The sequence below is a fragment of the Pseudomonas sp. NFACC51 genome, assembly GCF_900103575.1.
Classification (GTDB): domain Bacteria; phylum Pseudomonadota; class Gammaproteobacteria; order Pseudomonadales; family Pseudomonadaceae; genus Aquipseudomonas; species Aquipseudomonas fluorescens_Q.
Genome location: NZ_FMXH01000016.1, coordinates 43137 through 62728, shown reverse-complemented (window position 1 = coordinate 62728; position 19592 = coordinate 43137). Strand labels below are relative to the sequence as shown.

At 60.7% G+C, this 19592-nt stretch carries 13 protein-coding genes; 6 read left to right on the top strand and 7 right to left on the bottom strand.

The genetic code is table 11. From position 1 onward, the window contains the following. Positions 1-159 precede the first annotated feature (159 nt). Genes BLT00_RS25445 through BLT00_RS25425 form a run of 5 tightly spaced genes read left to right on the top strand, consistent with a single transcriptional unit; the run spans position 160 to position 6697 of the window. Positions 160-3642 carry a response regulator gene (locus BLT00_RS25445; RefSeq protein ID WP_092142911.1) on the top strand — a complete coding sequence of 1161 codons (3483 nt, stop codon included), beginning with the start codon at positions 160-162 and terminating at the stop codon, positions 3640-3642. Then, on the top strand, positions 3642-4457 hold the full coding sequence (locus tag BLT00_RS25440) for a CheR family methyltransferase (protein WP_063320931.1): 816 nt from the start codon (positions 3642-3644) through the stop codon (positions 4455-4457). The genes BLT00_RS25445 and BLT00_RS25440 overlap by 1 nt, the downstream gene beginning before the upstream one ends. Then, on the top strand, positions 4454-5041 hold the full coding sequence (locus BLT00_RS25435; RefSeq protein WP_063320932.1) for a chemotaxis protein CheB: 588 nt from the start codon (positions 4454-4456) through the stop codon (positions 5039-5041). The genes BLT00_RS25440 and BLT00_RS25435 overlap by 4 nt, the downstream gene beginning before the upstream one ends. Positions 5042-5046: 5 nt before the next feature. Continuing rightward, the gene (locus tag BLT00_RS25430) at positions 5047-6327 is read left to right on the top strand and encodes a hybrid sensor histidine kinase/response regulator (RefSeq protein WP_063320933.1); all 1281 of its coding nucleotides are present in this window, start codon (positions 5047-5049) and stop codon (positions 6325-6327) included. Beyond that, a complete protein-coding gene (locus BLT00_RS25425) occupies positions 6320-6697 on the top strand; it encodes a response regulator (protein WP_063320934.1) in 378 nt (125 codons plus the stop codon). Before BLT00_RS25430 ends, BLT00_RS25425 begins: the two co-directional genes overlap by 8 nt. Before the next feature lie 267 nt (positions 6698-6964). Here BLT00_RS25425 and BLT00_RS25420 read toward each other — a convergent pair whose 3' ends face one another. From BLT00_RS25420 to BLT00_RS25390, 7 genes are all read right to left on the bottom strand, one after another. After that, positions 6965-8635, bottom strand: coding sequence for a response regulator (locus tag BLT00_RS25420; RefSeq protein ID WP_092142915.1), 1671 nt, complete (start codon positions 8633-8635; stop codon positions 6965-6967). Further along, positions 8632-10134 (bottom strand): ATPase domain-containing protein, encoded by a 1503-nt coding sequence (locus BLT00_RS25415; RefSeq protein ID WP_092142919.1) that lies wholly within the window; start codon positions 10132-10134, stop codon positions 8632-8634. Before BLT00_RS25415 ends, BLT00_RS25420 begins: the two co-directional genes overlap by 4 nt. A gap of 341 nt (positions 10135-10475) precedes the next feature. Beyond that, positions 10476-11534 (bottom strand): tetratricopeptide repeat protein, encoded by a 1059-nt coding sequence (locus BLT00_RS25410; protein ID WP_092142922.1) that lies wholly within the window; start codon positions 11532-11534, stop codon positions 10476-10478. 299 nt (positions 11535-11833) lie between these two features. After that, positions 11834-13258 (bottom strand): efflux transporter outer membrane subunit, encoded by a 1425-nt coding sequence (locus BLT00_RS25405; RefSeq protein WP_092142925.1) that lies wholly within the window; start codon positions 13256-13258, stop codon positions 11834-11836. Continuing rightward, a complete protein-coding gene (locus BLT00_RS25400; protein ID WP_092142928.1) occupies positions 13255-16434 on the bottom strand; it encodes an efflux RND transporter permease subunit in 3180 nt (1059 codons plus the stop codon). Before BLT00_RS25400 ends, BLT00_RS25405 begins: the two co-directional genes overlap by 4 nt. A gap of 15 nt (positions 16435-16449) precedes the next feature. After that, entirely contained in the window at positions 16450-17703 is a 1254-nt protein-coding gene (gene mexE, locus BLT00_RS25395; protein ID WP_092142931.1) for a multidrug efflux RND transporter periplasmic adaptor subunit MexE, read from the bottom strand. Between the two features lie 291 nt (positions 17704-17994). Continuing rightward, positions 17995-18759 (bottom strand): substrate-binding periplasmic protein, encoded by a 765-nt coding sequence (locus BLT00_RS25390; protein ID WP_092142934.1) that lies wholly within the window; start codon positions 18757-18759, stop codon positions 17995-17997. A gap of 367 nt (positions 18760-19126) precedes the next feature. On the opposite strand from BLT00_RS25390, the gene BLT00_RS25385 reads away from it, so the two are divergent. Continuing rightward, positions 19127-19552 (top strand): VOC family protein, encoded by a 426-nt coding sequence (locus BLT00_RS25385; RefSeq protein ID WP_063320942.1) that lies wholly within the window; start codon positions 19127-19129, stop codon positions 19550-19552. Positions 19553-19592: the final 40 nt, after the last annotated feature.

The window sequence follows — 19592 nt, the reverse complement described above, 5'->3', positions numbered from 1 at the left end:
AAAGGATCTATAGTACAAGAGCTGACAAGGATAGTCGCTTCCTTGCTACAAGGTAGATCGTCGCGGGACTTGCGCCTTTGACTCGTCAGATAATGTGGATCCAAGCGCCGTTTTTCGGGCAAACTCCACGGTTTTCAACTGTCCACCAAGGCCCTTTCCATGACTCCTTCGTCTTCGGTCGACGAGCAAAGTTTTCGCAAGCTCCTGAGCCGCAATATCAGCCTGCCGCTGGGCATGGGCGCCCTCAGCGCGGTGTTTTTCATCATCCTTATCACGTACCTGCTCTCGGTGATCCAATGGGTCGGCCACACCGACCGGGTGATCAATAACGCCAACGAGGCGTTCAAGCTGAGCGTGGACCTGGAAACTGGCATGCGTGGCTATCTCTTGAGCGGTGACGAGCATTTCCTCGACCCCTATGAAGTCGCCAAGCCCCGGATCACCGTTGCGCTGGACACTCTGCTGGAATTGACAGCCGACAACCCTGTCCAGACCGACCGCCTGCACAAGATACAAGCGCTCCAGACCGAGTGGGCCAATTACGCCCAGAGCATGATCGACCTGCAACGTACCAGTGGCGATTACCGGGGGGCGGTGAAGGCCGGGCGCGGCAAGCGCCTGACCGACGAGATTCGCCAGTCCTTCGAAGAAATTGTCGAGACCGAGCAGCAACTGCGTGCGGCGCGCAATGCGGAGGTGCGCGCCACCACGGTCTGGAGTATCGCCCTGTATCTGCTGTTCGTCGCCGCAGTCAGTGGATTGCTGGCCTACGTCGGTCGCCGGGATCTGTTGAGCTTGTCCGAGAGCTACAGCGCCAGCCTGAAAGTCCAGCAACGCAGCGCCCTGCACCTGGAGAAGCAGGCTTGGTTGCGCAATGGCCAGACGCAGCTGGCCGAGCAGGTCCTGGGACAGTTGTCCCTGGACTTGTTGGGCCGCAATATCTTGCAGTTCTGTGCGAAGTACCTGGGGGTGGCGGTCGCTGCGCTCTATGTACGGGAAGAAAATGGCCTGCTCAAGCGCGTCGCCAGCTATGGCTTGTCCCGGGAGGATGACGCGCAGCAGCAGGTGATCGTCGACGGTGAAGGTATTGCTGGCCAAGCCGTCCGACAGGGGCGTCTCATTCGGTTGGATGACGTACCGGACGATTACCTGAAAGTCAGCTCCGGATTGGGGCAAGGGCTGCCCAACAGCGTGTTGGTGGCGCCCACCAGTGACGATGACCGGATCAACGGTGTCATCGAATTGGGCTTCCTGCGGCCATTGACCGAGCGCGACATTGAGATGCTGGAGCTGATTTCCGGCAATATCGGCACCTCCATCGAGGCCGCTCGTTATCGCCAGCGCTTGCAGGAAGTGCTGGCCGAAACCCAGCAGTTGAACGAAGAACTGCAAGTGCAGCAGGAAGAGCTCAAGACTGCCAACGAGGAACTGGAAGAGCAGTCGCGCATTCTCAAGGAGTCCCAGGCCCACCTGGAAGCCCAGCAGCAGGAGCTGGAGCAGACCAACGAGCAATTGGCCGAACAGCGCGACGCCATGGACCAGAAGAACAGCGAGCTGAACCTGGCCCAGATCCAGTTGCAGGAGCGCGCCGAAGAGTTGCAGCGTTCGAGCAAGTACAAATCCGAGTTCCTGGCCAACATGTCCCACGAGCTGCGCACGCCGCTCAACAGTTCGTTGATCCTGTCCAAACTGCTGTCGGAAAACCCGCAGCAGAACCTCAGCGAGGAACAGGTCAAGTTTGCCGAGTCGATCTACTCCGCCGGCAACGACCTGTTGAACCTGATCAACGATATTCTCGACATCTCCAAGGTCGAGGCTGGAAAGCTGGAAGTGCGCCCGGAGAACACCAGCGTGCAGCGTCTGGTGGAGGGCCTGCGGGACATGTTCGAGCCGTTGGCAGTCGACAAGGGCCTGGAGTTCGAGGTCCAGGTATTGCCCGATGCGCCAGCGATGCTCTACACCGACCGCCAGCGCCTGGAACAGGTGATCAAGAACCTGCTGTCCAATGCCGTGAAATTTACCGAGCAAGGCACCGTCAGCCTATCGGTGGCCGGGCAGCCGGGCTCGGGCATCGCGTTCATGGTGCGCGACTCCGGGATCGGCATCGCCGCCGATCAGCAGCAAAGCATTTTCGAAGCGTTCCGCCAGGCCGATGGCACGACTAATCGTCGTTACGGTGGCACCGGCCTGGGGTTGTCGATTTCCCGGGACCTGGCCACGTTGTTGGGCGGCTCGATCAGCGTTTCCAGCGAGCCGGGGCAGGGCAGCGTGTTTACGCTGGTAATGCCTGAACGTTATGTCGAGCCCGGGGAGTCGCCGATAGAACCGTTGACATTCACCCCGACGGCCACCGCGCCAGCGCCGGCTGCACCAAAAACCGCACCGGCACCGCTGATCGCTGAAGTGGATACGCCGATTGCCCGATTTGCCGACGACCGCGACAAGGCGCCGTTCGATACCCGATGCATTCTGGTGATCGAGGACGAGCCCAAGTTCGCCCGCATCCTGTTCGACCTGGCCCATGAGCTCGGTTACCAGTGCCTGGTGGCCCACGGTGCCGATGAAGGCTTCGACCTGGCCTTGCAACTGGCTCCCGACGCGATCCTTTTGGACATGCGCCTGCCGGATCATTCCGGGCTGACGGTGTTGCAGCGGCTCAAGGAGCGGGCCGAAACCCGGCACATTCCGGTGCACGTGATTTCCGTCGAAGACCGCGTCGAAGCCGCCATGCACATGGGCGCCATCGGTTATGCCGTCAAGCCGACCACCCGCGAAGAACTCAAGGATGTCTTCGCCCGCCTGGAAGCCAAGCTGACCCAGAAGGTCAAGCGGGTGCTGCTGGTGGAGGACGATGACCTGCAACGCGAGAGTATTACCCGCCTGATCGGCGACGATGATATCGAGATCACCGCTGTTGGCCTGGCCCAGCAAGCCCTGGACCTGCTGCGGACCAACGTCTACGACTGCATGATCATCGACCTCAAGTTGCCGGACATGCTCGGCAATGACCTGCTCAAGCGCATGTCCAGCGAAGACATCTGTTCCTTCCCGCCGGTGATCGTCTACACCGGGCGGAACCTGACCCGCGACGAAGAGGCCGAACTGCGCAAGTATTCGCGCTCGATCATCATCAAGGGTGCCCGTTCGCCAGAGCGCTTGCTGGACGAGGTGACACTCTTTCTGCACAAAGTCGAATCCCGGTTGTCCCATGAACGGCAGCGGATGCTCAAGACCGCCCGCAGCCGCGACAAGGTGTTTGAAGGTCGCAAGGTGCTGCTGGTGGACGACGATGTGCGCAACATCTTTGCCCTGACCAGCGCCTTGGAGGCGAAGGGGGCGATTGTTGTCATTGGCCGTAACGGCCTGGAGGCGATCGATCGCCTGAACGAATTCGACGACATCGACCTGGTGCTGATGGATGTAATGATGCCGGAGATGGACGGTTTCGAAGCCACCGCGCTGATCCGCAAGGACCCGCGCTGGCGCAAGCTGCCCATTATTGCCGTGACGGCCAAGGCCATGAAGGATGATCAGGAGCGCTGCCTGGCGGCGGGTTCCAACGACTACCTGGCCAAACCGATCGATCTGGATCGTCTGTTCTCGCTGATTCGCGTGTGGTTGCCGAATATGGAAAGAATTTAGTGGAACGTGACACTGACATTGAACTTCGTTTGTTGATCGAAGCGATCTACCTCAAGTACAGCTACGATTTTCGCGACTATTCCGGTGCGTCCATCAAGCGCCGGGTCCACCATGCGCTGAGCCAGTTCGAGTGCAAGACCATTTCGGCCTTGCAGGAGCGCGTGCTGCATGACCCGGGGGCGTTCATGCAACTGCTGCAACTGCTGACGATCCCGGTCAGCGAGATGTTTCGCGACCCCACGCATTTCCTGGCCATTCGCGAGGAAATCGTGCCGCTGCTCAGGACGTATCCTTCGCTCAAGATCTGGATCGCTGGTTGCAGCACGGGGGAGGAGGTCTACTCCATGGCGATCCTGCTGCGCGAAGAAGGCCTGCTGGACCGCACGCTCATCTATGCCACCGATATCAACCCGCGCTCGTTGGAAAAAGCCAAGCAGGGGATTTTCTCCCTGGAGAACGTGCGTACCTACACCCAGAACTACCAGGCGGCCGGAGGCCGGCGCTCGTTTGCCGATTACTATACCGCGGCCTACGATTATGCGATGTTCGACAAGACCCTGTGCGAGAACGTGACCTTTGCCGATCACAGCCTGGCGACCGACAGTGTCTTTTCAGAAACCCAGTTGATTTCATGTCGCAATGTATTGATATATTTCAATAAAAAACTACAGGATCGGGCGTTCGGATTGTTTCATGAGTCCCTTTGTCACCGTGGTTTCCTGGTATTGGGCAGTAAGGAGACGTTGGATTTCTCGGCTTACGGCCATCGATTCGAGCCGTTGGTCAAACAGGAACGGATCTATCGCAAGTTATGAACCAGACGAAGGACAGATCCAACCCGCCCATCGAGGCCGTTGTCGTCGGTGCATCGGCCGGTGGCGTCGACGCGCTGCTCAAGGTCTTCGGACACCTGCGCAAAGGCTTTGGCGTGCCCATTTTGGTGGTATTGCATTTGCCGGACGAGCGCGAAAGCCAACTGGCCCGTGTCTTCGGACATCGTCTGGCGGTGCCGGTGGAGGAAGCCCGGGACAAGCAAGACATCGTGCCGGGAACCTTGTATGTCGCCACGCCCGGCTATCACTTGTCGGTCGAGGCTGACCGTAGCCTGTCGTTGAGCCTGGAGGAGCCGCTGCATCATTCGCGGCCGTCCATCGATGTGTTGTTTGAATCGGCCGCCGATGTCTACGGCCAGAAATTGCTGGCCGTGGTGCTGACCGGCGCCAACAACGATGGCGCCTGTGGCTTGGCGAAGGTCAGGGCGCTGGGCGGGATCACGGTGGTCCAGGACCCCAATGAAGCCCAGGTCTCGACCATGCCCGAAGCGGCGCTGGCCCTGCACGAACCCGACCATATCCTTACTTTGCAAGGCATCGGCCAATTGCTGGCCGGGCTGGAATGAACCACATGCCAAGAGATATTCAAGCCAAACTGCTGATCGTCGATGATCTGCCTGAGAATCTGTTGGCCCTGGAAGCGTTGATCAAGGGGGGCGACCGCGAGGTCTTCAAGGCCCTGTCGGCGGACGAAGCACTGTCCCTGCTGCTGCAACACGACTTTGCCCTGGCCATCATCGATGTGCAGATGCCGGACATGAACGGTTTCCAACTGGCCGAGCTGATGCGCGGCACGGAGAAGACCCGCAGCATCCCTATCATTTTCGTCAGTGCCGCTGGTCGTGAACGCAACTATGCCTTTACCGGTTATGAAAACGGAGCGGTGGACTTCCTGCACAAGCCGTTGGACACCCAGGCGGTCAAAAGCAAGGTCAATGTGTTCGTCGAGTTGTACCGTCAACGAAAGGCCATGAAGGAGCAGGTCGTAGCCCTTGAGCAAAGTCGCCGCGAGCAGGAGGTTCTGTTGCAGCAACTGGAGGCTACCCGTGGCGAGCTGGAGCAAGCGGTGCGCATGCGTGACGACTTCATGTCCATCGTCGCCCACGAGGTGCGCACGCCCCTCAATGGCCTCATCCTCGAGACACAACTGCGCAAGATGCACCTGGCCCGGGACAACGCCGCGGCCTTCAGCCTGGACAAGGTGCGGGCGATGGTTGAACGCGATGAGCGGCAGATCAAGAGCCTGATCCGGCTGATCGAGGACATGCTGGATGTCTCGCGGATTCGCACTGGCAAGCTGTCGATTCGTCCGACCCGCTTCAACTTGACAGCATTGGTGGAAAACCTGCTGCGCAATTTTCAGCCGCAGATCGCCGTTGCCGAATGCTCGTTGACCTGCCTGGCTGAACCGTCGGTGGAGGGGCTTTGGGATGAGTTTCGTATCGAGCAGGTGATCTCGAACTTGTTGACCAATGCGTTGCGCTACGGCGGCAAGGGCCCGATCGAGGTGCGCGTCTACAAGACGCCCGACCACGCCTGTATCGAGGTCCAGGACCATGGCATCGGTATCAGCGAGGAAAACCAGAAACGTATTTTTCAGCAGTTCGAACGCGTATCGTCCAAGGCGGCTGCTGCCGGCCTTGGGCTGGGGCTGTTCATTTCCGAGCAGATTGTCACGGCCCATGGCGGGACAATCACGGTCAACAGTCGCCTCCATGAAGGGGCCTTGTTTCGTGTTTGCCTGCCTTTGCAGAAAACTGTCTTGGACAAAACCGCCGAACAGACGCAACCTCTGCGAGACCCCAAGGTCGTATCAGCAGCTATTGATCGAACAAAGGCTTCTCATGAGTGAAGATGCGCAAGATGTTGTATTGATCGTCGAGGATGACCCGTCGATCCTGATGGTGTTGTCGGCCTACCTGTCGGGCGAGGGATACCGGGTGCTACAGGCCGAAAACGGTGCCCAGGCGTTCGAGATCCTGGCGAGCAAGCCTCATCTGGACATGATGATTACCGATTTCCGCCTGCCGGGTGGTATTTCCGGCGTGCAGATCGCCGAGCCTGCGGTAAAGTTGCGTCCTGAGCTGAAGGTCATTTTCATCAGTGGCTACGCGCAGGAAGTGCGCGACACTGACAGCCCCATTACCCGCAAGGCGCCGGTCCTGGACAAGCCGTTCGACCTGGATGAGCTGCAGCGCATCATGCAGTCGATGTTGTCGTAGGTTTTGTCTGGGCTGGGGACATGGCTGTGGCGCTGCAACTGATTTTTCCCAGCCTGCTACCAAGTGTTTGTATCCGGGTTGCTTCATGCAGATAAATGAGGCGCCAGGGCGGCTTTTTGTGGCGAGGGAGCTTGCTCCCGTTGGACTGCGCAGCAGGCCCAAGGCAGGCGACATCATTGAATCTGGCATAACCGGGATTGAGGTTTTAGGGCCGCTTCGCGCCCCAGCGGGAGCAAGCTCCCTCGCCACAACAGACATTCAATCGACTCAAACCGTGATCATCTCCCGCACCTTGGCTGTCAACAAATCAAACGTGAATGGCTTGGTGATCATCTGCATCCCCGGGTCAAGGAAACCGCCGCGTACCGCTGCATGTTCCGCGTAACCGGTGATGAACAGTACCCGCAGGTCCGGGCGGATCTGCCGGCCGATTTCTGCCAGTTGCCGGCCATTCATGCCGGGCAGGCCCACGTCGCTGATCAGCAGGTCGATGCGTTGGCCTGACTGGAGGATTGGTACTGCGCCGTTGGCATCGGCCGCTTCCACAAAGGCATAGCCCAACTCGCTCAACACCGCGCTCACGAGCACTCGCACCGCTGGATCGTCCTCGACGATCAGCACGGTCTCACCGTCCTGCGCATGCGGTGCATGTGGGGTGGTGGCCTGTGGTTCGTGTATTTCCTCGCCGCGAAAGCGCGGCAGGTAAAGGTTCACCGTGGTGCCTTTGTCGACTTCGCTGTCGATGGTCACATGCCCGCGCGATTGCTTGCTGAACCCATAGATCATCGACAGGCCCAGCCCGGTGCCCTGGCCGATTGGCTTGGTGGTGAAGAACGGATCGAACGCACGACCGATGATCGCTTCGGGCATGCCGCAACCGCTGTCCTGCACGCTCAGCACCACATAGTCGCCGGGTTCCAGGTTGGTGTAGGCGTCGGTAAAGTCGGCGTCAAGGTGCTGGTTGCAGGTCTTTACCACCAGGTTCCCGCCATTGGGCATGGCATCCCGGGCGTTGAGGACCAGGTTGAGCAGGGCGCTTTCCAGTTGGTTGGGGTCGGCTTCGGCGACCCAGAGCTGCTCGTCCAGCTGCATGTCCAGGTGGATGCTTTCGTTGAGGCTGCGTTGCAGCAACTCGCCCATGGACAGTACCAGCGTATTCATCTGGACGGCCTTGGAGTCCAGTGATTGCCGACGGGAAAACGCCAGCAGGCGATGGGTCAGGCCGGCGGCGCGGTTGGCCGAGGTCACGCCCAGGTCGATCAGGCTGTCCAGGTCCTCGGTGCGGCCCCGGGCCAGGCGCCGGCGCAGCAGTTCGAGGCTGCCGATGATTCCGGTGAGCATGTTGTTGAAGTCGTGGGCGATACCGCCGGTGAGTTGGCCGACTGCTTCCATTTTCTGTGACTGGCGCAATGCCTCTTCGTTATGGCGCAACTGGGCGGTGCGTTCTTCCACTTGCTGTTCAAGGGTTTCAAGGGTGGTTTGCAGGCGCAGTTCGCTGTTGCTGAGGTCGATCAGGCGGTCGCGGGCTTCGTACTGCCTTCGACGACCTCGCAGGGCGGTGGTCACCAGGCTGATCAGGGTCACTGGGTGGAAAGGGCGCTCAAGGAAGGTCACGTTGCCCAGTTGCGTGCCGATACGCGCCGCCGGGTTCTGTTCCGGGCCGCCGTGATGAGTCAGCAAGACAATGGGCAGGTCAGACCAGGCCGGCTGCTGCTCGATGTACAGGAACAGCGCTTCCAGATCAGGCCCCACCAGCGCTTCCGAGGAAATCACCAACAGGCCGGCACCTTTTTCCAATTCTTCGCACAAATGGCCCAGATGACGGCAGATGAGGCCGGCAAAACCGGCTTCATTGAGGATCATCAAGGCGATCTGGCTGTCCCGTCCCAGCGGCGCGAGGATCAGCGCCCGCTCGGACAGGGGCTCGGCCAGCGTCACCGGTGTTCATCCCTGAGCAGCGGGTTGCTCTCGCCCACATAAGAGGGAACCCCTCGCAAGACACCTTGGAACGCCTCGAGCGGCTCGCCGATGGTCATGCCCAAGCCGCTGATGCGGTATTCGCGGATGGTCGACTCATGGCTGCCCGTGCGTTTCTTGATGATGGAGATCGCCCGGCGCACCTTGCCCAGTGCTTCGAAATAACGCAAGAGAATCACCGTGTCAGCCAGGTAAGTAATGTCGACGGGCGCCTGCATGTCGCCGACCAGACCGTGCTGTGCAACAGTCATGAAGGTCGCCGCGCCCTTGCGGTTGAGGTAGAGCAACAATTCATGCATGTGCAGGACCAGGGCGTTCTCCTCCGGCATGGCCGCCTGATAGCCATTGATGCTGTCGATGACCACGGTCTTGATGTCTCCCTCATCGACACAACGGCGCACGCGGTGGGAGAACTCACCCGGAGACAGCTCGGCGGCGTCCACTTGTTCGATCAGCAGGTTGCCGGTCTCTTGCAGGGCTTGCAGGTCGATGCCGATGTTTTTCATGCGTTCGAACAACAAACCCAGTTCTTCATCGAAGATGAACAGCGCGGCTTTCTCGCCGCGATGTACGGCGGCGGCGGCAAAAATCAGCGCTATCAGCGACTTGCCGGTCCCCGCCGGGCCGAGAATCAACGTGCTGGAGCCGGTCTCGATACCGCCACCCAGCAGGGCGTCCATTTCGCCGATGCCGCTGGAGAGTTGCTGGCGCAGGTATTGGCCTCGGTGCTCGGCGGCCACCAGGCGTGGGAAGACATGTACCCCGTCGCCCATGATGGTGAAGTCATGATAACCGCCGCGGTATTTCTGCCCGCGATACTTGACCACCCGGATCCGCCGCCGTTCGGCGCCATAGTTGGGCGTCAGTTCTTCCAGGCGAATCACCCCGTGGGCGACACTGTGGACGGTCTTGTCGAGGGACTCGGTGGTCAGGTCGTCGAGCAGCAGGACCGTGGCGTCGTAGCGCACGAAGTAGTGCTTGATCGCGAGGATCTGGCGACGATAGCGCAAGGAGCTTTGCGCCAGCAGGCGGATCTCCGACAGGCTGTCGAGCACCACCCGGGTCGGCTTGACCCGTTCGACCACTTCGAAGATCTGCCGCGTCGCTTCGCCCAGCTCCAGGTCCGAGGAGTACAGCAGGCTCTGCTGGTGCTCGGCATTGAGCAGGCTTTCGGGCGGGGTCAGTTCGAAAATATGAATGTTGTCGTCCAGCGTCCACCCGTGGGAGGTTGCGCCCTGACGCAGTTCACGCTCGGTTTCCGATAGCGTGATGTACAACGAGCGCTCGCCAGCCTTGGCGCCGGCCAACAGAAAATGCAGCGCGACCGTGGTCTTACCAGTCCCTGGTTCCCCCTCGAGCAGGAACACATGGCCGCGGGACAATCCACCGGAAAGGACATCGTCCAGTCCTTCGATGCCGGTGGCGGCTTTTGCACTGATCAACTCGTTAGATGTAGACAAAAATAGCCCTCTCATGACTAGGGAAGTGGGCAGCAGGCGGGGTAACGCCTGAATTCAACTGCCTGAACACTTGACCTTTGGCGGTGATGGCGGTTCCGCTTACATCGATAAAACGCGGTGTATTGCACAACTTTCGGCGTGCAATGAGGGCCTACAGACCAATGCCAGTCAGCTAAGCGAAATGAAGCCGAGCAGTAACCCCGTGGCGAGGGAGCTTGCTCCCGCTGGGTCGCGAAGCGGCCCTGTTTTGGAGCTGCTGCGCAGCCCAGCGGGAGCAAGCTCCCTCGCCACGGTTTGTGTGTTTGCCCAAGGTTCCAGCTGACAAAAGTTAGGCATTAGGCCTACAGGCCTTGCTGCAGCGCCGGGTCATCGGGGTTCAACTGTTCAAGTTGCGCCAGCAGGATTTGAACATTCTGCAATTGGCCGGTCTCCTTCCAATAGTTGATCAGCAGCACCCGTGCCTTGCGGTCGGCGGGATAGCGCTGGACGATTTCCTGCAGCTGTTTCTGCGCGGCTTCCACTTCCTGCTCGGCATGCAGGGTGGTCGCCAGGTCATAACGGTAATGGCGGTTCTCGGGCTCCAGCTCCACCGCTTTTGCCAAGCCGAGCACCGCATACTCGTTCTGGCCGTGTTGCAGCAGCCACATGCCCAGCGCATGTTGCAGATAAGCCGACGCTGGCTGGGTTTGCAACTGTCGGGCGAGCAATAATCGCGCAGCTTCGCTTTGGCCCTGTTTGTCCAGTACTTCGATCTGCATGACCAGTGCTGGCAGGTTGTCCGGTTGCAGGCGCAGGGCCTGTTCAAGGGCCCGTTGGGCTTTCTTCAGTTCGGCGTTGTGCAGGTGCAGTCGGGCGAGCTGGCAGTGGGTCTCAGCGGTTTTCGGACCGTCCTCGAGCACCTGTTCCCAGGTGTCGATGGCTAACTGCATCGCCCCGAAATACAGGCCGAGATCATCCGGCGACAAGCCCAGCAGCGCGTTCACGGCGGCGAACCGGACGTTCTGGTCATCATCATCCAGGAGCGGGCCGAGCAACAGGCTGCGCTGGCCTGTCGGTACCAGCCCGACGACGCTGCCGATGGCGGCTCGACGCACGTCCGGCGATTCGTTGTGCAGGTCCGCGTCCGCCAGCTTCAGGGCTTGGGGGCTGGGGTAGTTGGGCAGTTCCGCGTGCAGCAACACGCGGCGCTTGGGCGAGAGGTCTGGGCGCCCCAGTTGCTGGTAAAGCATGCGCGCCGCTCCCGGCTGTCCGTTGCGGGCGCTTTCCAGGGCTTCACTGTAACCACGCTTGATCGCTTCGGGGATTTGCGGCGTGGTGCTGCGTAGCCATAGCGCGACAAGACCGATCAACAACAGGACACAGAGGCTGAGGAGCAGATAGCGGCGGCGAGGCGAGGGCATGCAGGGAATCCATTACCAGAAGCGTGAAATGCCGCAAGCTTCGGTCAGGTGGCGGCTTGAGTCAAACCTTGTCACAGCGGTAGCGGAGCTGTGGGGTCGAGCTTGCTGGTGATGGCGTCGGTTCAGCGATATCGATGTCGACTGACCCACCGCTATCGCGAGCAAGCTCATTCCCCACAATGGGCTCTTTCACGCTGGGTCGTGGGCGATAGGCAAAAAAAGCCCCGCGTCCAAATGAACGCGGGGCAAAGAATTGGTTGGTTGCGGCCAACCAAAGGAGCTCGGTTGAGCAGGGCGGGTCAGTTGCTGGCAACGGTTTCCGGTTTCCAGCCGCCGCCCAGGGCCTTGTAGATCGCGACGATGCCGCGGTACAGGTCCACTTCGGCCTGGGCCTGGGTGTCTTCGGCGGCCAGGCGTTCGCGCTGGGCGTCGAGCAGCACGAGGAAGTCCACAGTGCCTTCGCGGTAGCGAATCTCGGCCAGGTCGGCGGCGGCACGGCTCGATTCACTCTGGCGGATCAGCGAGATCAGCCGTTGTTGGCGCTTGCCGTAGTCACTGAAGGCGTTCTCCGATTCTTCCAGGGCCAGCAGTACTTGCTGTTCGTAGGTCGCCAAGGCGCCGTCCGCCTCGGCGTCGGCACCGCGCAAGCGAGCCCGCACGCTGCCCAGGTCGAAAGCGGCCCAGGTAATGCTCGGGCCCAGCGCCCAGGCGTTGGCCGCCGAGGAGCCGATCTGCGAACCGCGTCCAGCCGTGAAACCGAGGAAACCGCTCAGGCTGACCCGTGGGAACAGGTCGGCCTTGGCCACGCCGATGCGCGCCGTGGCAGCGGCCAGTTGGCGTTCGGCACTGAGAATGTCCGGGCGTCGTTGCAGCAGTTCACCCGGGTCGCCGATGGGCAGGGCCTTGGCGATGGCTGGCAACTGTTTCGGGCTCAGGTCCACGCTGAGTTTGTCCGGGCGCTCGCCCAGCAACGTGGCGATGCGATTGCGTTGGCGCACCTGTTCGGCCTGCAACTGCGGCACGCTGGCTTCCACCGAGGCCAGGCGCGCATCGGCGCGAACCACGTCGAGCTGATCACCGACGCCGGCATCGCGCAGGCTTTCGGTGATCTTGCGCGAATCCTGCTGGTTCTTCAGGTTCGCCAGGGCGATCTTTTCCCGTAGTTGGGCGCCGCGCAGTTGACCGTAGGCATCCACCAGCTCGGCGATCATCGTCACCTGCAACTGATAGAGATCGGCTTCGGCCGCCTGCTGATCGGCGTCGCTGGCTTCCAGGTTGCGCTGGATGCGCCCGAACAAGTCCAGCTCCCAGGCCATGTCCAGGCCAAGGTCGTAACGCTCGGTGTTGACTCGTTCGTCTGTCTGCCCCGTTGGGATCTGGCCTTTGCCCAAGTTGCTGCTGGCACGGCTGGTGATGGTCGGCATGGCGTCATTGCTGGCGTCATCGCGAATCGCCCGGGCGGCCCGCAAACGGGCGAAGGCCACGCGCAACTCGCGGTTGCCTTCCAGGGAGCGGGTCACCAACGCGTTAAGGGTCGGGTCATCGAACTGCTGCCACCAGATGCCTTCGAACCGGGCACGGTCGAAATTCTTCTGGCCGGCGGCGCCGTCGGTGGCGGTGGTGATATTCGCCGCCTCCGTTTGCGGGGCCTTGTAGTCCGGGCCCACGGCGCAGGCACTCAAGGCCAATACCAGCAAGCTCGGCACGAACGCTTTCAAACTCATTGTTGCGCCTCCAGTTTCAAAGCCCGGGCCGCCTTGCGGGCCTCGCTGCGCTCGACGAAGTTGCGGATCAGTACATAGAACACAGGGGTGAGCAGCAGGCCGAAGAAGGTCACGCCGAGCATCCCGGAGAACACCGCCACACCCATGGCATGGCGCATTTCCGCACCTGCGCCGCTGGAGAACACCAGGGGCACCACGCCCATGATGAAGGCGAAGGAGGTCATCAGGATCGGCCGCAGACGCAGGCGGCACGCTTCGAGGACCGCCGCCAGCGGGTTCATGCCTTCGAGCTGTTTATCCTTGGCGAACTCGACGATCAGGATCGCGTTCTTGCAGGCAAGCCCCACCAGTACGATCAAGCCGATCTGGGTAAAGATGTTGTTGTCGCCGCCGGAGAGAATCACCCCGGTAATGGCCGACAGCAGGGTCATCGGTACGATCAGGATCACCGCCAATGGCAGGCTCCAGCTTTCGTACTGTGCCGCGAGCACCAGGAACGCCAGCAGTACGCAGAGCGGGAACACGAACAGCGCGGTGTTGCCCGAGAGGATCTGCTGGTACGTCAGGTCGGTCCACTCGTACGTCATGCCGTTGGGCAATTCGTCCTTGAGCAGCTTCTCGATGGCTTTTTCAGCCTGGCCGGAGCTGTAGCCCGGGGCGGCGGCACCGTTGATTTCAGCGGTGATGAAGCCGTTGTAGTGCATCACGCGATCTGGCCCCGAGGTGTCGCTGACCTTGATGAAGGTCGCCAGCGGGATCATTTCGCCACGGTTGTTGCGCACCTTGAGCTGGCCGATCTGGTCCGACTCGAGACGGAATTGCTGCTCGGCCTGGACGTTGACCTGGTAGGTGCGACCGAAGCGGTTGAAGTCGTTGGCATACAGCGAACCCAGGTAGATCTGCAGGGTGTCGAAGATGTCGCTGACGGCCACGCCGTGGGTCTTGGCTTTTTCACGGTCGATGGCGGCATCGACCTGGGGCACGTTCACGGTGTAGCTGGTGAACAACCCGGCCAGTTCCGGCACGCTGCGGCTCTTGGTGATGATGTTCATGGTTTCTTTGTACAGCTCGTCGTAGCCCAGGTTGCCCCGGTCTTCGATTTGCAGGCGGAAACCACCGATCGTGCCCAGGCCCTGTACCGGCGGTGGCGGGAAGATCGCCATGTAGGCTTCCTGGATCCCGGCGTACTGGCCGTTCAAGGCGCCGGCGATGGCACCGGCCGACATGCTCGGGTCCTTGCGCTCATCGAAAGGCTTGAGGGTCACGAACACGATGCCGGCGTTCGGGCTGTTGGTGAAACCGTTGATCGACAGGCCCGGGAAGGCCACGGCGCTTTCCACGCCCGGTTGCTTGAGGGCCAGGTCGGACATGCGCTTGATCACGTCTTCGGTACGGTCCAGGCTCGCGGCGTCCGGCAGTTGGGCGAAGGCCACCAGGTACTGTTTGTCCTGGCCGGGCACGAAACCGGTCGGGGTGGTGGAGAAACCGAAGAAGGTCAACACCATCAGGCCTGCATAGAGCACCAGGGCGATGCCGCTGCTGCGAATCACTCGAGCGACGGTGCCCACATAACCATGACTGGCGCGCTCGAAGAAACGGTTGAACGGACGGAACAGCCAGCCACCGAAGACCTTGTCCAGGAACTTGGAGAAACGGTCCTTGGGCGCGTCATGGCCCTTGAGCAACACCGCGGCCAAGGCTGGCGACAGGGTCAGGGAGTTGATCGCCGAAATCACCGTGGAGATGGCAATGGTCAGGGCGAACTGTTTATAGAACTGCCCGGTCAGGCCGCTGATGAATGCCGCCGGAACGAACACCGCGCACAGCACCAGGGCGGTGGCGATGATCGGGCCGGTCACTTCGCCCATGGCGCGCTTGGTCGCTTCCACCGGGGTAAGCCCCAGTTCGATGTTTCGCTCGACGTTCTCCACCACCACGATCGCGTCGTCCACCACGATACCGATCGCCAGTACCAGGCCGAACAGCGAGAGGGCGTTCAACGAGAAGCCGAATAGATGCATCACGGCGAACGTACCGATCAGCGATACCGGCACCGCCACCAATGGAATGATCGAGGCGCGCCAGGTCTGCAGGAACAGGATCACCACCAGCACCACGAGAATCAGTGCTTCGAACAGGGTATGTACCACCGCCTCGATGGAACCGCGGACGAAGATCGTCGGGTCATAGACGATGCTGTAGTCCATTCCCGCCGGGAAGCCTTTCTTCAGTTCTTCCATCTTGGCGCGAACGTCGTTGGAGATCTGGATAGCGTTGGAACCCGGGCGCTGGAAGATCGGGATCGCCACTGCCGGCTGGTTGTCCAGCAGCGAACGCAGGGCGTATTGGCTGGAACCCAGTTCGACCCGGGCGATGTCCTTCAGACGAGTGATCTCACCGTTGGCACCGGAACGAATGATGATGTTCTCGAACTCTTCCTCATTTACCAGGCGCCCCTGGGTGTTGATCGACAGCTGGAAAGCCTGGGCATTGGGCGCTGGCGGTGCGCCCAGGGCGCCGGCAGCCACCTGGCGGTTCTGTTCACGGATCGCGGTGACCACGTCGGTGGCGGTCAGGTTGCGTGAAGCGGTCTTGTTCGGATCCAGCCAGACCCGCAGGGAGTAGTCACCCATGCCGAACAGTTGCACATCACCCACGCCGCCCAGGCGCGCCAGCTCATCCTTGATGTTGAGCAGGGCGTAGTTGGACAGGTAGAGCATGTCGTAGCGTTTGTCCGGCGAGGTCAAGTGCACGACCATGGTCAGGTCGGGCGACGCCTTGTCCACCGTGATGCCGATCCGGGTCACTTCTTCCGGCAGCTTGGGCTCGGTTCGGGTGACGCGGTTCTGCACCTGCACCTGGGCGTTGTCCAGGTCGGTGCCCAGGGCGAAGGTGATGGTCAGGGTGATCTTGCCGTCAGCGGTGGATTGCGAGGACATGTACAGCATGTTCTCGACACCGGTGATGGCCTGCTCCAGGGGGGCGGCCACGGTTTCGCCGATGACCTTGGGGTTGGCGCCCGGGAAGTTGGCGCGCACGACCACGGTCGGCGGCACGACTTCCGGGTATTCGCTGATCGGCAATTGGAACAGCGAGATGGCGCCGGCGATCAGGATCAGTAGCGAAAGCACTGCTGCGAAGATCGGCCGCGAAATGAAGAACTGGGAAAATTTCATCTTGGATTCAGTCCCTTAACCGCGTGGGGTCGCAGCGGCCAATTTGCCAGCCGCCCCTGACGCGTCCTTGGATGGCGCGACTTGGGGCAGGTTGCTGGCTTCGAGCGCTTTACGTTGTTGTGCCAGGGCGGCAATGGTTTCGTCGCTGGCCATCGGCACGGTTTCAGGCGTGACCGGTGCCCCCGGACGAGCCCGTTGCAGCCCCTTGACGATGATGGTGTCGTTCTTGCTCAGGCCGCTGCGCACGATACGCAGGCCTTCGATTTTCGGACCCAGCTCGACGGCGCGGTAGGCCGGCTTGTTCTCGGCGTCCATCACCAGCACGAATTTCTTGCCCAGGTCGGTGCCGACGGCTTCGTCGTTGATCAGCACGGCGGCGTAAGTACCGCTGCCCACTAGCTTCAGACGGGCATAGAGGCCTGGGGTGTAGGCGCCGTCCTTGTTGTCGAACACGGCACGACCACGGATGGTGCCGGTCTGCGGATTGACCTGGTTGTCGACGAAGTTCATCTGGCCCTGGTGCGGGTTGCCGTCTTCGTTGGACAGGCCCATGTAGACCGGCGTGGCCTGGCCGCGCTGGCCCTGGCGGGCGAGTTGGGTGTACTTGAGGAAGACACGTTCGTCGGCGTCGAAGTAGGCGTAGACCTTGTCCGTGGAGACCACGCTGGTGAGCGGGGTGACGTCGGCGGTCACCAGGTTGCCGGCGGTGATGGCCGCCCGGCTGACGCGACCGCTGATGGGCGAGGTCACCCGGGTGAAGCTCAGGTTCAGCTTGGCCAGGTCCAGTTGCGCCTGAATGGCCGCGGCGGCGGCGCGGGCTTCCTGGGCGGCGCTGGTGCGCGAGTCTGCCAGTTCGGCGGAAATGGCGTTGCTCAAGCGCAGGCGTTCGCCACGCTGGGCTTCGTTTTCGCTGCGGGTGGCAGTGGCGCGGGCCTGGGCCAGTTGGGCTTCGAGACGACGTACTTCAGCCTGGAAAGGGCGCGGGTCGATCTGGAACAACAGGTCGCCTTTCTTGACCAGCGCGCCTTCGGTGAAGGCCACTTCGTCGATCTGCCCGGAAACCCGTGGGCGGATCTCGACGGTTTCCGGCGCCTCGAGGCGGCCGGTGAACTCATCCCATTCGTTGACAGGTTGCTCCAATACCTTGGCCACACTGACTTTGGCCGGCGGCATGGACGCTGCCGTGTCGGGAGTCTTGCCGCAGGCGCTCATCACCAGCACCGCCAGCAGCGCGAGGGGAAAACGCAGTTTTGAAAGTGAATGTTCCATGGATAGCATCCGCCAATGTATTGAGAATGGGCGGATGATGCGTGGCGCAAGGCAGAGGAACGAATCGAATGAAGCAAAGGTAACTATCATTCGGAATGATATAAGCCATCGATGAGGGCTCTAGTTCAGCGATGCTATTCATTCGATGTTGAACTGCATGTGGCGAGGGGATTTATCCCCGCTGGGTTGCGAAGCAACCCTGAATCCAGCCACCGCGTCATCTCAGGTTGGTTGCACCCTGCCTTTGGGGCTGCTGCACAGCCCAGCGGGGATAAATCCCCTCGCCACAGCCTACTGCGGCAAATAGAGGTCATGGATATGCTTGACCGTCCCATCCGCGCGAAGCGCTTCAACCGCCTCGCGCAAATCCTCGACCATTTTTGGTGAGCATTGCTTCGAGCAGGCCAGGTATAGATCGGCGCTGCTGCCGACCGAGCTCATGAGCAGTTTGCGTTTAGACACCTTCGGCCAGATGTATCGACTCTCCGGCACTCCGTTGAACCAGGCATCGATACGCCCCATCAACAGCATCTGGGCGGGATTGTCGCCGATGGCCAACGGATAGATCTGTTCATCGCTGAAGCCTTCGCTGCGCAGGATATCTTCCTGTGCGCTGCCCAGGCCGACGCCGATCTTGCGGTAGGTCTCTTTCGCTTGGGCGAAGCTGCTCACCCGTCGTTCGAGGCTGAAAAAGGCACGTTCCATGGGCATGATCGAGGCAATCCAGGTGAAGCGATCTTCACGAGTTGGGATGCGCGACAGGGGGGTGATCAAGTGGTCATGTTCTTCACTGACATGCTTTTGTGCCCGGGCCCAGGGAAGTACATGGACCTTTACGGTGTACCCGGCCCTGGTCATCGCCGCCACGGCGACATCGCCCACGATTCCGTGACCCCTGGGGTCGTTGACGAACGTCAGCGGCGGTGCGTCGGGAAAGTGCAGTTCAATGACCGGAGATTCGGCGCTCGCTCCATGGCTAGCCAGCAGCGGCAGTAACAGACAAAGCCGGTAAAGCGCTTTGGTTGATGCGTTCAAAACGCGTGTAGTCGGGCTCATGGACGATACTTCAGGCATTGAAAGGGGGGCGCCAATTCCGGCGTACGAGGCGCCGGAAACAACGTCTACAGGCCAGCTTTTTTTATGATGCGGCGCATGATGCAGCGATCCGGCAGGATTCGCCAGAACCGTTCCATCCCATCATGTTAGTGCCGCCTTGGTCTGACTGTGTGCTTCTGAAGGTATAGTTCATTTGCTCGGCTAAAGCGGCTAATTTGGATGTGTACCTGCACGACGGGCCTGCGGTGCATGATCCTGCCGCGAAAAACCCGTCGCTCCCGGTGTCGCTTGGACACGGTCTGTAGGGTTTTCTTGCCGCAAGCGCGGCGCTACGATGGCCCAACCTCACACGTTAAGAGGATTCTCGATGAGCCTTTCTCCATTCCACCTGGCGATTCCGGTCTACGATCTTGCCGCCGCCCGTACGTTCTACCGTGAAGTGTTTGGCTTGGAAGAAGGCCGTTCCAGCAGTCAGTGGGTCGACTTCAATTTCTACGGTCACCAACTGGTGATTCATGAGCAACCCAAGACCGCTTTCCAGGAAAGCGCCCAGAGCAATCCGGTGGACGGGCATGATGTGCCGGTCCCGCACTTTGGTGTTGTTTTGGCTTGGGAGGCGTGGGAGGCACTGGCTGAACGATTGAGATCTTTCGGCACGGAGTTTGTGATTGAACCCTACGTCCGCTTCAAAGGGCAGGTTGGCGAGCAAGCCACGATGTTCCTGTTCGATCCTTGTGGCAATGCCCTTGAATTCAAGGCGTTCAAGGATATGAGTCAGCTTTTTGCCAAATGACACGGACAAATCGGAGCCCTTGTGACGAGGGAGCAAGGTG